General features: G+C 55.3%; 10 protein-coding genes. 6 read left to right on the top strand and 4 right to left on the bottom strand.

The window, feature by feature from the left end:
- Nucleotides 1–89 precede the first annotated feature (89 nt).
- Nucleotides 90–3,230 carry an exonuclease subunit SbcC gene (gene sbcC, locus OLG56_RS16480; RefSeq protein ID WP_061377234.1) on the bottom strand — a complete coding sequence of 1,047 codons (3,141 nt, stop codon included), beginning with the start codon at nucleotides 3,228–3,230 and terminating at the stop codon, nucleotides 90–92.
- Nucleotides 3,227–4,429, bottom strand: coding sequence for an exonuclease subunit SbcD (gene sbcD, locus OLG56_RS16475; protein ID WP_061377233.1), 1,203 nt, complete (start codon nucleotides 4,427–4,429; stop codon nucleotides 3,227–3,229). Before sbcD ends, sbcC begins: the two co-directional genes overlap by 4 nt.
- Before the next feature lie 215 nt (nucleotides 4,430–4,644).
- Between sbcD and phoB the strand changes: the two genes are divergently transcribed.
- The 5 genes from phoB (at nucleotide 4,645) to malZ (ending at nucleotide 11,851) form a co-directional block, all read left to right on the top strand.
- Nucleotides 4,645–5,334 (top strand): phosphate response regulator transcription factor PhoB, encoded by a 690-nt coding sequence (gene phoB, locus OLG56_RS16470; protein ID WP_000113921.1) that lies wholly within the window; start codon nucleotides 4,645–4,647, stop codon nucleotides 5,332–5,334.
- 69 nt (nucleotides 5,335–5,403) lie between these two features.
- Nucleotides 5,404–6,699 carry a phosphate regulon sensor histidine kinase PhoR gene (gene phoR, locus OLG56_RS16465; protein ID WP_000893642.1) on the top strand — a complete coding sequence of 432 codons (1,296 nt, stop codon included), beginning with the start codon at nucleotides 5,404–5,406 and terminating at the stop codon, nucleotides 6,697–6,699.
- Between the two features lie 408 nt (nucleotides 6,700–7,107).
- Nucleotides 7,108–8,427 carry a branched-chain amino acid transporter carrier protein BrnQ gene (brnQ, locus tag OLG56_RS16460; protein ID WP_000149625.1) on the top strand — a complete coding sequence of 440 codons (1,320 nt, stop codon included), beginning with the start codon at nucleotides 7,108–7,110 and terminating at the stop codon, nucleotides 8,425–8,427.
- A gap of 74 nt (nucleotides 8,428–8,501) precedes the next feature.
- Nucleotides 8,502–9,872, top strand: a complete 1,371-nt coding sequence (gene proY / locus OLG56_RS16455; protein ID WP_001555879.1) for a proline-specific permease ProY — start codon at nucleotides 8,502–8,504, stop codon at nucleotides 9,870–9,872.
- A gap of 161 nt (nucleotides 9,873–10,033) precedes the next feature.
- On the top strand, nucleotides 10,034–11,851 hold the full coding sequence (gene malZ, locus OLG56_RS16450; RefSeq protein WP_061377232.1) for a maltodextrin glucosidase: 1,818 nt from the start codon (nucleotides 10,034–10,036) through the stop codon (nucleotides 11,849–11,851).
- 71 nt (nucleotides 11,852–11,922) lie between these two features.
- On the opposite strand, the gene OLG56_RS16445 is transcribed toward malZ, so the two are convergent.
- The gene (locus OLG56_RS16445; RefSeq protein ID WP_000244731.1) at nucleotides 11,923–12,525 is read right to left on the bottom strand and encodes a peroxiredoxin; all 603 of its coding nucleotides are present in this window, start codon (nucleotides 12,523–12,525) and stop codon (nucleotides 11,923–11,925) included.
- 209 nt (nucleotides 12,526–12,734) lie between these two features.
- The gene (gene acpH / locus OLG56_RS16440; protein WP_001009858.1) at nucleotides 12,735–13,316 is read right to left on the bottom strand and encodes an ACP phosphodiesterase; all 582 of its coding nucleotides are present in this window, start codon (nucleotides 13,314–13,316) and stop codon (nucleotides 12,735–12,737) included.
- A 93-nt stretch (nucleotides 13,317–13,409) separates the two neighbouring features.
- Here acpH and queA point away from each other — a divergent pair, with 93 nt between their 5' ends.
- Nucleotides 13,410–14,474 carry a tRNA preQ1(34) S-adenosylmethionine ribosyltransferase-isomerase QueA gene (queA, locus tag OLG56_RS16435; protein ID WP_001266530.1) on the top strand — a complete coding sequence of 355 codons (1,065 nt, stop codon included), beginning with the start codon at nucleotides 13,410–13,412 and terminating at the stop codon, nucleotides 14,472–14,474.
- Nucleotides 14,475–14,628 lie beyond the last annotated feature (154 nt).

Below are 14,628 nucleotides of genomic sequence, written 5' to 3'. Positions count from 1 at the left end.
CGCGAGGTAATACCATTCCTTATCCGTCTTTGTGTATTCATTATTATGCTATGTCATGACGGTATGCTGTGCGCAGGATGACACTCGTGTTACTCCACGGCAAACGCTTTGTCCAGTTTGCTATAACCAAGCCCATTGATTTTTTTCACTTTTATCTGCACGGGGATACGTTCTTTCATGGCTTCCACGTGGCTAATCACACCGATGGTCTTCCCGCTGGCATTCAGCGCGTCGAGCGCATCCAGCGCGGCGTCCAGCGTTTCGCTATCAAGCGTGCCGAAGCCTTCGTCGAGGAACAAAGAATCAATGCGCGTTTTATGGCTGACCAAATCTGATAACGCCAGCGCCAGCGCCAGGCTGACCAGGAAACTTTCGCCGCCTGATAACGTTCGCGTATCGCGCACGGCGTCGGCCTGCCAGGTATCGACAACCTCCAGTTCCAGCGCGTCGCTGGCTTTGCGCTGCAATAAATAACGGCCATGCAGGCGGGTGAGCTGATGATTCGCCAGCCAGACCAGATTATCCAGCGTCAGTCCCTGGGCGAATTTGCGGAACTTATCACCTTCTTTAGATCCGATCAGCGCATTGAGATAGCCCCAGTCTTCCACTTGCTGAGAGGCTTGCTTCATTTCCGCCATCAGCGCGCGTTGGCGCTGCCGATTATCTGCATCCTGTTTAATTTGCTGGCGGATTTCCCCCTGGCGTGTCGTGTTCTCGCGCAGTTGTTGCGCCAACTGCGTCAGCCGCTGCGCGAGCTGCTCCGCCGTACACGTTGGGTCCAGACCGGCGGGCGGCTGTTGCTCATGGTCAGCCAGCGCCTGCGCGGACTGCGCGCTTAACGCCTTCGCTTGTTGTAGCTGACTTTCCAGCGTTTGTTGTTGTTTTTCCAGACGGGTCACGGTCTCTTCATCCAACAACGCCGCCAGGAACGTTGCCTGGCTGTCAAACGGGCTATTTTTTAACGCCGCATCAAAGTGCGCTATCGCCTCGGCGGCGCGCTGCTGTTCCTGCGTCGTCTGTTCCTGCAGGGTTTGCAACTGGCTTTGTAATGACACGCACTCATCATGCGCCTGCCGCCAGTTATCCAGCGGCACGTCGTCGTCGGAATCCGCGGTATCCGTTTGCGGTAGCGTCTCCAGCAACGGGGCAAGCCTGTCGATCTGCGTTTGCAAATCCGCGAACTCTGTCTGACGCTGTTGCCATATTTTCGCTTCGTCGGCGCGCTCATTCAGCCACGAAGCCTCGTTTTCTGGCGCAGGAAGGGAAAGCGTATACTGCGCCAAATCAGCCGTCAGCGAGGCCTGACGCTGCGCAATCTGCGCGGTAAAGCGCGCTACTTGTTCAGTATGCGCCGCGATTTGCGTTTGTAGAGCATGACGCTGGCTGAGCTGATCCAACTGTTGCTCATGCTCTTCCGCGGCGGTCAACCAGCCCGCGAGGTCTTCTTGCGGCTGGAGCTGAACGCCCAGCGTAGCGCACAGCGTTTGCCATTCCTCAGTAAGCGCTTGCTCCTCCTGTAACAACGACTGCGCCTCGCTTTCATCCCGCTGTAATTGTTGCGTTAAGGCATCTAACTGTCCTCGCAGCGCCGCGCCTTCTTCCGCCAGCGTTTTGACCTCTTTTTCCAGCGCGTCGCGGCGGGTTTGATTCGCGCTCAGCTCCAGCGCCTGATAGGCGGCGATGGCGGGGTGTGTCGTCGAGCCGCAAAGCGGACACGGCTGGCCGGACTGTAAGTGCGCCCGCTGGCTTTCCAGATCTTTGATGCGCGCCTCCTGCTCGCAAATAGTGCGAACGTCCGCAAGCTCCTGCGCTTTAGTCTTATAACTCACGCGCTTATCCGCCAGACGTTGGGTGTATTGCGCCTGCTCCTGATGATGACGCGCGATAGCTGCCTGTAGCTGCGCCTGACGCTTTTGTTTCGGGACAATTTGCCCCTGAAGCGCGGCGAGACGATGGCGTAGCGGACGCTGCCGGGTATGCAATGCTCTGGCTTCCGCTAGCGCCTGTGGCGTGAGGTCGAGCGTGAGCGGCGGTAGCGCATCACGCTGACGCGTATCGCTCAGCAACTGCTGTTGCCATTGGCTCAGTTGCGCCCGGTCGTGGGATTGTTGTGTTAACAATGCTCGCCAACCCGCCAGTTCGCTGCGCCAGACGCGGATGCCGTCGTGTTCCGCCAGCCATGTCTTCAACCGCTGCCCTGTGGCGTTCAGTTGCGTGAATTGTCGATGCGCGCAGGCGCGGATACGCTGGCGCAGGCGATACGCGCTTTGTAAGCGAGCATTCACTTCATCACTGTGCTGGCGAACACGCTCAACGGCGCGGGTTTGTTCCTGAATGCGCTCCCAATGCGGGCGCAACTGGCGAGCGGGTTGCGCCAGAGTCAACGCCGCGAGCTGCGGCTGCGCTTTTTCTCGCGCCTCTTGTGCCGCGTACAGCGCCTGCTGTCGGGCGTGTAATTCAGTGTGGAGCTCGTTTTTTCGGGTCAGCCAGTGAAGGTGCTGCTGCTGTCCCTGCTGGTCGGCCAGCAGGCGTTTCTCTTCGTCAGTAAGCGCCTGCAAACTGGCTTCCAGTTGCTGTAACTGTTCGTCCGCCAATAGGGCGACGCCGCTGGCCTGCGCTTGTAGCTTTTCCAGTTCGAGACGGGCTGATTTATGTTTTTCAAATACCTGTGCGGAGATCTGCCCGTAAATCTCAGTGCCGGTGAGCTCCTCCAGAAGCTCTGCGCGCTCTTTCGCTTTGGCGTTAAGAAAGGCGGCGAACTGCCCCTGTGATAACAACATCGAACGGGTGAAGCGCCCGTAGTCCAGCCCGGTCAACGTGGCGATCATCTCCAGTTTATCCTTTACCTTATCGGCAAAGATCTTTCCGTCTGAACACCGCGCCAGCTCCACGCGTGGGGCCTGGAGATTGCCGTCAGGCTGATTTCGGGCTCGGTTCTGGCTCCAGAACGCGCGCCAGGCCTCGCCTTTTACCTCAAACTCCACTTCGGCCAGACATTCCGCCGTATCGCGCGTCATCAAATCGTTTTGCGACTGCGATACCGTATTCAGGCGCGGCGTTTCGTGGTACAACGCCAGGCAGATGGCGTCAAGTAAGGTGGTTTTTCCCGCGCCGGTCGGGCCGGTAATGGCGAATAACCCGTTACTGGCAAACGGTTCGGCGGTAAAGTCGACCTTCCATTCACCTTTCAGCGAGTTCAGGTTTTTCAGACGCAAACTGAGAATTTTCATGCCTCATGCTCCTCATTCAACGCGTAGAGCGTGCTGGAAAAGAGCTGATTCAGGCGCTCGCGCTGCGGGGGATCTAACGCTTCCAGCGCCAGACGCCGCGCAAAAACCTCCTCCACGCTAAGCTCGCTTAATGTTTCCCGCCGCTCGTTCGCCAGCGAGCGCTCGCGCTGTTCGCGGCTACGGCGCACCAGTAATACCTCTACGGGTAGCGACTCCGTTAGCGTCTGTATTCTGCGTTGGATATCGTGCAGATAATCATCGGTGGTGATTTCAATATCCAGCCAGACGGGGGGTGATTGCTCCACGCCGCGCCACTGCTCAAGCTGTTCGGTAATTGACGCCAGGTCGCCTTTTAAAACCGCCAGCGGTTGAGTCACGGGGACAGCCAGACTTTCGGTACTTTGCCATTTCCCCTGCTCGAAGGTCACCAGATGCACGCATTTGCTTTTGCCGCACTCATCAAAGCTGAGGGCGATGGGTGAGCCGCAATAGCGGATATGCTCTGTGCCGCCGACACATTGCGCGCGGTGAATGTGTCCCAATGCGATATAATCCGCTGGGGGGAAATGCTGCGCCGGAAAGGCATCCAGCGTACCGATATAAATGTCGCGAACCGCATCGCTTTTGCTGGCGCCGACGGTGGTTAAATGCCCCGTCGCGATAACCGGCAGCTTTCGTTCGCCGCGTAGCTGGCACGCTTCCCGATATTGCTGTTGATAATAATCGGCAATCGCATGAAGAAGTTGCTGCTGTTTCTCGCTGCCGGATAATCCCGCCTGACTGGTAAGAATGTCGCGCGGGCGCAAAAAGGGAATGGGGCACAGTACGGCGCCTGGAGAACCGTCGCGACGATGAAGTAGCTGCGGCGCATAGCCCGCGCTGGCGATCACGGTTGTATTGAGAAACGCCAGAATGTCGCGTGACTCGTTTAGTGTGGCGACGGAATCATGATTACCGGCCAGCACCACCAGATGACAGCCCGTTTGCTGTAAATTAACGACGAAACGGTTATAAAGTTCTCGGGCATAGCTTGGCGGCGAACCGGTATCAAAAATATCGCCAGCGACAATAATGGCATCCACCTGATGGGCCTGCGAGGCCTCCAGCAGCCAGTCCAGAAAAGCCTGATGCTCCGCGGCGCGGCTTTTACTGTAGAAATTTTGTCCCAGATGCCAGTCAGAGGTGTGGAGGATGCGCATAATTGTTCCATGCAAAAAAAGCGTGAACGGGATTATACACGTCATCCCCTCCATTTTTGGGCGCAATTTACCGCCGGTACACGGTAATGCACGGTTTCACCGGTGTCATAAATCATCAACATGCTGTCAATGCCGCCTTTTTTTTTTCATAAATCTGTCATAAATCTGACGCATAATGGCGCGGCATTGATAACTAACGACTAACAGGGCAAATTATGGCGAGACGTATTCTGGTCGTAGAAGATGAGGCGCCGATCCGTGAAATGGTGTGCTTCGTGCTCGAACAAAATGGCTTTCAGCCCGTAGAAGCCGAAGATTATGACAGTGCGGTGAATAAACTTAATGAACCCTGGCCGGATCTCATCCTTCTTGACTGGATGTTGCCCGGCGGGTCAGGGTTACAGTTTATTAAACATCTCAAACGTGAAGCCATGACCCGGGATATTCCTGTGGTTATGCTGACCGCGAGAGGTGAGGAAGAAGATCGCGTGCGCGGGCTGGAAACCGGCGCTGACGATTACATTACCAAGCCGTTTTCCCCCAAGGAGTTGGTGGCGCGCATTAAAGCCGTTATGCGGCGTATTTCGCCGATGGCGGTCGAAGAGGTGATCGAGATGCAGGGACTGAGCCTTGATCCTGGATCTCACCGCGTGATGACCGGCGACAGCCCGCTGGATATGGGGCCGACCGAATTTAAATTACTCCATTTCTTTATGACGCACCCGGAACGGGTTTACAGCCGCGAACAGCTACTCAATCATGTCTGGGGCACCAATGTGTACGTTGAAGACCGGACGGTCGACGTGCATATTCGCCGTTTGCGTAAGGCGCTGGAGCACAGCGGCCACGACCGGATGGTGCAAACGGTACGCGGGACAGGGTATCGTTTTTCGACCCGCTTTTAATGCCTTTTCCGCCAGTAGAACACAGGTTTCTGGCGGGGAAGGCTTTCCATTCTTGAGGGAGTATGACGCGTGCTGGAACGGCTGTCATGGAAAAGGCTGGTGCTGGAGCTGGTGCTCTGTTGCATCCCCGCGCTTATCCTTAGCGCTTTTTTTGGTTATCTGCCGTGGTTTTTACTGGCGGCGGTGACGGGACTGCTTGTCTGGCATTTCTGGAATTTATTACGCCTCTCCTGGTGGCTTTGGGTCGACAGAAGTATGACGCCGCCGCCGGGACGGGGAAGTTGGGAACCGCTGTTATACGGTTTACACCAGATGCAGTTGCGAAATAAGAAGCGTCGCCGCGAGCTGGGGAACCTGATTAAACGTTTTCGCAGCGGCGCGGAGTCGCTGCCTGATGCCGTGGTACTGACCACAGAAGAGGGCGGCATTTTTTGGTGTAACGGTTTGGCGCAACAGATACTGGGGCTACGCTGGCCGGATGACAACGGGCAGAATATTCTCAATCTACTGCGTTATCCGGAGTTTACCCAGTATTTAAAAACGCGTGATTTCACCCGTCCGCTTCATTTGGTGCTCAATACCGGGCGGCACCTGGAGATCCGCGTCATGCCTTATACCGATAAACAACTCCTGATGGTGGCGCGCGATGTGACGCAAATGCATCAGCTTGAAGGCGCCAGACGTAACTTTTTCGCCAACGTTAGCCATGAGTTGCGTACGCCCTTGACGGTATTGCAAGGCTATCTGGAAATGATGCAGGAACAGGCGCTGGAAGGGGCAACGCGAGAAAAAGCGCTGCATACGATGCGCGAGCAAACGTATCGTATGGAAGGGCTGGTAAAACAACTGCTTACGCTGTCTAAAATTGAGGCAGCCCCGGCGCTGTTATTAAATGAAAAAGTGGATGTACCGATGATGCTGCGGGTCGTGGAGCGTGAAGCGCAGACGCTCAGCCAGCAGAAACATACCTTTACGTTTGAGGTCGACGATAGTCTTAGCGTTCTGGGCAATGAAGAGCAGCTACGTAGCGCGATCTCAAACCTGGTGTATAACGCGGTAAACCATACGCCGGCGGGAACGCATATTACGGTGAGCTGGCGACGTGCCGCGCATGGCGCTGAATTTTGCATTCAAGATAACGGTCCGGGGATTGCTGCCGAGCATATTCCTCGTCTGACCGAACGCTTCTACCGCGTCGATAAAGCGCGTTCGCGGCAAACGGGCGGCAGCGGCCTGGGATTGGCGATTGTGAAACATGCGTTGAATCACCATGAAAGCCGCCTTGAAATCGACAGTTCGCCTGGCAAAGGAACGCGATTTAGCTTTGTGCTGCCGGAACGTTTAATTGCCAAAAATAGCGATTAATTGCCTTTCGTAAGTATAACTTTCCATAAGCCAGCGGATGCTGGCTTATTTTCTTTGCAGTTAAGACGGGCTCGTTGAAACATTCAACGTTTGGTGATTTTTTGTTCGCATGATTAGCCATAACTTTTTCATGAGAATGGTGTTTTATTCTGGTTGTAAATTTCATATCGCTATATTCATCTGGTTTTTAGATCCCACCTTGCTTTAAAACGTTATAAGCGTTTAAATTGCGCTTCAGGTGCTGTCATTACGACTGCATTTGCGCGGTAAATCGAAAAACAATTCTTCGCCGCATCGGTCCGGGAGCTTTTCCCGCTGAAATTGATAAAAAACGCCGCTTTATAATCCTCCGGGAAAGGCAAAAATTTTAATGTTTACAACATCACCATCCACAGGCAGTAAGACTTTATGACCCATCAGTTAAAATCGCGCGATATCATCGCCCTGGGCTTTATGACATTTGCGCTGTTCGTTGGCGCAGGCAATATTATCTTTCCTCCTATGGTCGGTTTGCAGGCGGGTGAACACGTCTGGACAGCCGCTATTGGCTTTCTGATTACCGCCGTGGGGCTACCGGTTCTTACTGTTGTGGCGCTGGCGAAAGTCGGCGGCGGGGTAGACAGCCTCAGTACGCCGATTGGTAAAGTGGCGGGACTCCTGCTGGCGACCGTTTGCTATCTGGCCGTCGGGCCGTTATTTGCGACGCCGCGTACCGCGACGGTGTCGTTTGAAGTCGGTATCGCTCCGTTGACCGGCGATTCTGCAATGCCGTTGCTGATTTACAGCGTGGTCTATTTCGCTATCGTTATTCTGGTTTCCCTCTATCCGGGTAAGCTGCTGGATACGGTAGGGAATTTCCTGGCGCCGTTGAAAATTATTGCGCTGGTCATCCTTTCCGTCGCGGCTATCGTTTGGCCTGCCGGTCCAATCAGCAACGCCCTGGACGCTTATCAGAATGCGGCCTTTTCTAACGGATTTGTGAACGGCTATCTGACGATGGATACGCTGGGCGCGATGGTGTTTGGTATCGTTATTGTGAACGCGGCGCGTTCTCGCGGCGTTACCGAAGCGCGCCTGTTGACGCGTTACACGGTCTGGGCCGGCCTGATGGCGGGTGTGGGGCTGACGCTGCTTTACCTTGCCTTGTTCCGCTTAGGTTCTGATAGCGCGACGCTGGTCGATCAGTCAGCGAACGGCGCGGCGATTCTTCATGCCTACGTTCAGCATACCTTTGGCGGCGCGGGAAGCTTCCTGCTGGCGGCGCTGATCTTTATCGCGTGTCTGGTGACGGCGGTGGGGCTGACCTGCGCCTGCGCTGAGTTTTTCGCGCAGTATATTCCGCTGTCTTACCGCACGCTGGTCTTTATTCTCGGCGGCTTCTCTATGGTGGTGTCAAACCTTGGACTGAGCCATCTGATTCAAATCTCCATTCCGGTGCTGACGGCTATCTATCCGCCGTGTATCGCACTGGTTGTATTAAGTTTTACCCGCTCATGGTGGCATAATTCCACCCGCATCATCGCGCCGGCCATGTTTATCAGTCTGCTTTTTGGTATCCTTGACGGCATCAAAGCATCTGCCTTTGGCGATATGCTGCCAGCCTGGAGTCAGCGTTTGCCGCTGGCGGAACAGGGACTGGCGTGGTTGATGCCAACGGTGGTGATGGTGATCCTGGCGATTATCTGGGATCGCGCGGCGGGTCGGCAGGTGACCTCCAGCGCTCACTAAAATCGCTGACATATGTGTACACCACGGGGCTTAACGCCCCGTGGTTTTTTATTGTGTTGATAGGTCAGAAATTGATGGAAAGCAATAATAAGCTAAAGCGTGGGCTGAGCACCCGGCACATTCGCTTTATGGCATTAGGTTCGGCAATCGGCACCGGCCTGTTTTACGGCTCGGCGGACGCCATCAAAATGGCGGGGCCGAGCGTGCTGTTGGCCTATATTATTGGCGGGGTCGCGGCATATATCATTATGCGCGCATTGGGGGAAATGTCCGTTCACAACCCTGCCGCCAGCTCATTTTCGCGCTATGCGCAGGAAAACCTCGGCCCGCTTGCGGGCTATATTACCGGCTGGACCTACTGTTTTGAGATCCTGATCGTCGCCATTGCCGACGTGACCGCGTTCGGCATTTATATGGGGGTCTGGTTCCCCGCCGTGCCGCACTGGATTTGGGTGCTTAGCGTGGTGCTGATCATTTGCGCCATCAACCTGATGAGCGTCAAGGTGTTCGGCGAGCTGGAGTTTTGGTTCTCCTTCTTCAAAGTCGCCACCATTATTATCATGATTGTCGCGGGTATCGGCATCATTGTGTGGGGAATTGGCAACGGCGGGCAGCCGACCGGCATTCATAACCTGTGGAGCAACGGCGGCTTCTTCAGCAATGGCTGGCTGGGAATGATCATGTCGCTGCAAATGGTGATGTTCGCTTACGGCGGGATTGAGATTATCGGTATCACCGCCGGGGAAGCGAAAGACCCGGAGAAATCCATTCCGCGCGCCATTAACTCAGTACCGATGCGTATCCTGGTATTTTATGTCGGCACGCTGTTCGTCATTATGTCTATCTATCCGTGGAATCAGGTCGGCACAAACGGCAGCCCATTTGTGCTGACGTTCCAGCATATGGGGATTACCTTTGCCGCCAGCATTCTGAACTTTGTGGTATTGACCGCCTCGCTTTCCGCTATCAATTCTGATGTGTTTGGTGTAGGCCGTATGCTGCATGGTATGGCGGAGCAGGGGAGCGCGCCGAAAGTCTTTGCCAAAACGTCACGCCGTGGTATTCCGTGGGTCACTGTGCTGGTGATGACGATTGCGCTGCTGTTTGCGGTTTACCTGAACTACATCATGCCGGAAAACGTCTTCCTGGTGATTGCCTCGCTGGCGACGTTTGCGACGGTATGGGTATGGATTATGATCCTGCTGTCGCAAATCGCCTTCCGCCGTCGTTTACCGCCGGAAGAGGTAAAAGCGCTGAAGTTTAAGGTGCCGGGCGGTGTCGTAACGACGATAGCTGGGCTGATTTTCCTGGTCTTCATTATTGCGCTTATCGGCTACCATCCGGATACCCGCATCTCACTGTATGTGGGCTTCGCCTGGATAGTTCTGCTGTTGATTGGCTGGATATTTAAACGCCGTCGCGACCGTCAATTGGCGCAGGCGTAGTCGTTTTTCTCTGCCTTATCCGGTCTGCAGGCAACGGCAGGCCGGATAAGCGGAGCCGCTTCTCCTCCTGGAGTCTCCTCCCCTAATAAACCCCAGGATGATGAGTTATCCTTTAAATCTCTATGGCAAGGTGGCCCCATTTTCAGTAGAGGGGATACGAGATGTTGAATGCCTGGCACCTACCGGTTGCCCCATTTGTGAAGCAACATAACGATAAATTAACCATTACGCTGTGGCTGAGCGGAGAAAATCCGCCGTCTCGCGTGACGTTGCGCTCAGAATTCGATAATGAAGAAATCTCACTGGCGATGCGCAAACAGCGCCGCCAGCCGCAGCCGGGCGTGACGGCGTGGCGAGCGACGCTCAATATCGCGTTAGGGCAGCCACGTCGCCGTTACAGCTTTAAATTGCTTTGGCACGACCGCCAGCTTTGGTTTACGCCACAGGGATTTAGCCGTTTTCCGCCTGCGCGTCTGGAACAATTTGCGGTTGATGCGCCGGATAGCGGCCCGCAGTGGGTCGCCGATCAAATTTTTTATCAGATCTTCCCGGATCGTTTTGCCCGCAGCGCGACGCGTGAAGCCGATCAGGACCGGGTGTACTACCACCATGCCGCGGGTCAGGAGATTGTGCTGCGCGACTGGGACGATCCTTTAACTCCCCAGGCGGGCGGTTCCACCTTTTACGGCGGCTGTCTGAATGGCATTTGTGAGAAGCTGCCGTATCTGAAAAAACTGGGCGCCACAGCGCTATATCTGAATCCGGTATTTACCGCGCCGAGCGTCCATAAGTACGACACGGAAGATTATCGCCATGTCGATCCGCAATTTGGCGGCGATCGGGCACTGCTACGCCTGCGGCGTGAAACCCAGGCGCAGGGCATGAGACTGGTGCTGGATGGCGTGTTTAATCATAGTGGCGACTCGCATGCGTGGTTTGACAGGCATAACCGCAGCACTGGCGGCGCGTGCCATCACCCGGACTCGCCGTGGCGCGACTGGTACTCCTTTTCACCACAAGGCGTGGCGCTGGACTGGCTGGGTTATCCGAGCCTGCCGAAACTCGATTATCAATCAGAAACGCTGGTGGATGAGATCTATCGCGGTGAGGACAGTATCGTTCGTCACTGGCTAAAGGCTCCGTGGAATATGGACGGCTGGCGGCTGGATGTCGTACATATGCTGGGCGAGGCGGGCGGGGCGCGCCATAATTTGCAGCACGTTGCCGGCATTACCCGGGCGGCAAAAGAGGCGCAGCCTGAAGCCTATATTGTGGGGGAACATTTCGGCGATGCGCGGCAGTGGCTACAGGCCGATGCGGAAGATGCCGCCATGAATTATCGCGGCTTCACCTTCCCGCTGTGGGGATTTCTCGCCAATACTGATATCGCTTACGAACCACAGCATATCGATGCCCGGACCTGTATCGCGTGGATGGATAACTACCGCGCCGGGCTGTCACATCAGCAACAACTACGCATGTTTAATCAACTCGACAGCCATGATACTGCGCGCTTTAAAACCTTGCTCGGTAAAGACGCGGCGCGCCTGCCGCTGGCGGTGGTCTGGCTGTTTACCTGGCCCGGCGTGCCATGTATTTATTACGGCGATGAAGTCGGCGTGGACGGTGCAAATGACCCCATGTGCCGCAAACCGTTCCCGTGGGATGAACGCAAGCAGGACGGCAACTTGCTGGCGCTGTACCAGCGTATGGCGAAACTGCGTCAGCGCAGTCTGGCGCTGCGTCGTGGCGGATGCCAGGCGCTGTATGCCGAAGGTGACGTAGTGGTATTCGTGCGAGTTTATCAGCAGCAGCGGGCGCTGGTGGCGATTAACCGGGGCGAGGCCTGTGAAGTAGTGCTGGAAGCGTTGCCGTTGCTGAACGTGGCCGGATGGCAATGTAAAACGGGGAGCGGTGACATCCGCAAGGGAAGACTTAGTTTACCCGCGATTTCCGCGACGGTATGGATGAATCGTTGAGGCGAGGTGGTTCGTAACACCTCACGCATAAAAAAGGCTCGCGATGGCGAGCCTTTTATCAATGCACTGACTTACAGGCTGGAAATGTTCTCAGCCAGGTATTTAGCCACGCCGTCCGGAGAGGCGTTCATGCCTTCTTTGCCTTTTTCCCACTGCGCCGGGCAGACATCGCCGTGCTCTTCGTGGAACTGCAGCGCGTCGACCATACGCAGCATTTCGTCGATGTTACGACCCAGCGGCAGATCGTTTACGACCTGGTGGCGAACAATACCGTTAGCGTCAATCAGGAAAGAGCCGCGCAGCGCAACGCCTTCGTCCGGATGTTCGATACCGTAAGCTTTCTGAATTTCACGCTTCACGTCAGCAACCATTGCGTATTTCACCGGGCCAATGCCGCCTTTATCGACAGGGGTGTTACGCCATGCGTTGTGGACGAACTCAGAGTCGAAAGAAACGCCGACCACTTCAACGCCGCGCTTCTGGAATTCTTCATAACGTTTATCGAAGGCGATCAGCTCAGACGGGCAAACAAAAGTGAAGTCCATCGGCCAGAAGAACAGAACGGTTGTTTTACCATTGGTGTGCTGTTTGAAGTTGAATTTATCAACAATCTCACCGCTACCCAGTACCGCCGCAGCGGTGAAATCCGGGGCCTGACGAGTAACCAATACCATAATAATTCTCCTGCAATATTAAGGGTTTTAGAACGCAACGCGGGCAGTATAGGGAGGGCGAAGCGACAAAACAATGCGGTCTTGACAATCAATGAGACAGCTTTTGCCTATCGATCGGGTCATTATAAATCGTAATGATGACCCCTTTATGACAGCGAACCATCTTTCTGCCAACGGCGGATCTGACGCACGCCCTCGCTATCAGGCCGTCACAGCGCTTTGCGGGCGGCCTGTGCCATCATACGCGGATAAAAATGCCAGAAGCGCTCTTCTAACGCGTCGTAGTGCGCGTCCAGATCGTACCAGGAATCACGCAAGGCATCCAGCCGGGGACGGCGATTCGCCATGCCATTCAGCACGTTTTGAATGAAATCCATATCGCGATACCGCTCTAACCATTTTTCTGACCAAAGATAATCATTCAGGTTGACAAAGCGCGGCGGGGAGTCGGGCAGAATCGTCGCGACCTGCGCATGGGCGTAGCCGACAAACGCCTGAAGTGGAAAATCAGGAGAGATTTGCGTCCAGTGGCGCGATAAAAAATGATCCCACATGACGTCCAGCGTAATGGGCGCCACGCGCCGCGTTTCATGGCGGAACCACTCTCGCGCCTCACGAACTTCCGGCAGGTTGTCGGTCATGACGTCAATACGCCGATGCATATAAATACCCTCTACCACGTCAGGAGGATAATGTGTTGCCGGGTTACCGCGGACAAAATCGGCCAGCAGATTACCGGAAAGCGAGCTGTCGGCAAGGTGCGCCAGATGCAGGTGAGCAAGAAAATTCATTATTGATTCTCTGTCCAAAAAGCGGGTAACGGTTGCAGCGGGAACGCCCCGGCACTAGACTACCCGCCTCTTATTTTAGTCTGAGTCAGAGTCATGCGCGTTACCGATTTTTCCTTTGAACTACCCGAATCCCTGATTGCCCACTACCCACAGCCGGAACGCAGTCGCTGCCGTTTGCTGTCATTAGAGGGGCCGACGGGCGCGCTGACGCACGGTACTTTCACCGATCTGCTCGATAAGCTCAACCCTGGCGATTTGCTGGTCTTCAATAATACCCGCGTGATCCCGGCGCGGCTCTTTGGCCGTAAAGCCAGCGGCGGCAAGATAGAAGTGCTGGTCGAACGTATGCTCGATGATAAACGCATCCTGGCGCATATTCGCGCTTCTAAAGCGCCAAAACCGGGTACGGAACTGCTGCTGGGCGACGACGAAAGTATTCACGCGACCATGACCGCGCGTCACGGCGCTCTGTTTGAAGTTGAGTTTAATGACCCGCGTCCGGTGCTGGATATTCTCAACGCCATCGGCCATATGCCGTTGCCGCCGTACATCGACCGTCCGGACGAGGACGCCGACCGCGAACTGTACCAGACGGTCTACAGTGAAAAACCGGGCGCCGTCGCCGCGCCGACCGCCGGGCTGCACTTTGATGAGCCGCTGCTGGCGGCGCTTCGTGAGAAAGGTGTCGAAATGGCGTTTGTTACGCTACACGTAGGCGCGGGCACTTTCCAGCCAGTGCGTGTCGATACCATTGAAGATCACATCATGCACTCCGAATATGCTGAGGTGCCGCAAGAGGTGGTCGACGCGGTGCTGGCGGCGAAAGCGCGCGGCAACCGCGTGATTGCGGTCGGCACCACCTCGGTACGCTCGCTGGAAAGCGCGGCGCAGGCGGCAAAAAGCGATTTGATTGAGCCATTCTTCGGCGATACGCAAATCTTTATTTATCCAGGTTATCAATACAAAGTGATTGATGCGCTGATCACCAACTTCCATCTGCCGGAATCGACGTTGATTATGCTGGTTTCCGCATTTGCCGGTTATCAACACACCATGAATGCCTATAAGACTGCGGTAGAACAAAAATATCGCTTTTTTAGCTACGGGGACGCGATGTTTATCACGTACAATCCGCAGGCTATTTCTGAGCGTCCGTAAGAAGGCTATCTCACTTGCCATTTTGACGCCGGGCAGTGCTCGCCATCCTCACGTACTGCGTGTACGCTCCGGTGGCTGTGCGCTGGTCGACCCCAAACTGGCTGCGCCGATGACGCCTTCGGGAATTTATTAGCTATGGAATCATTCCGTAGCG

The organism is Salmonella sp. 2018103 (assembly GCF_026247685.1).
Taxonomy (GTDB): Bacteria; Pseudomonadota; Gammaproteobacteria; order Enterobacterales; family Enterobacteriaceae; genus Salmonella; species Salmonella enterica.
Note: the sequence above shows the minus strand (reverse complement) of the source record. Positions and strands in the feature narration are given on the sequence as shown.

Bases quoted from the DNA above. Each gene is read 5' to 3' on its own strand.
- proY (WP_001555879.1), top strand. From the start codon at position 8,502: ATGGAAAGCAATAATAAGCTAAAGCGTGGGCTGAGCACCCGGCACATT.
- queA (WP_001266530.1), top strand. From the start codon at position 13,410: ATGCGCGTTACCGATTTTTCCTTTGAACTACCCGAATCCCTGATTGCC.
- phoB (WP_000113921.1), top strand. From the start codon at position 4,645: ATGGCGAGACGTATTCTGGTCGTAGAAGATGAGGCGCCGATCCGTGAA.
- OLG56_RS16445 (WP_000244731.1), bottom strand. From the start codon at position 12,525: ATGGTATTGGTTACTCGTCAGGCCCCGGATTTCACCGCTGCGGCGGTA.
- brnQ (WP_000149625.1), top strand. From the start codon at position 7,108: ATGACCCATCAGTTAAAATCGCGCGATATCATCGCCCTGGGCTTTATG.
- sbcD (WP_061377233.1), bottom strand. From the start codon at position 4,429: ATGCGCATCCTCCACACCTCTGACTGGCATCTGGGACAAAATTTCTAC.
- sbcC (WP_061377234.1), bottom strand. From the start codon at position 3,230: ATGAAAATTCTCAGTTTGCGTCTGAAAAACCTGAACTCGCTGAAAGGT.
- acpH (WP_001009858.1), bottom strand. From the start codon at position 13,316: ATGAATTTTCTTGCTCACCTGCATCTGGCGCACCTTGCCGACAGCTCG.
- malZ (WP_061377232.1), top strand. From the start codon at position 10,034: ATGTTGAATGCCTGGCACCTACCGGTTGCCCCATTTGTGAAGCAACAT.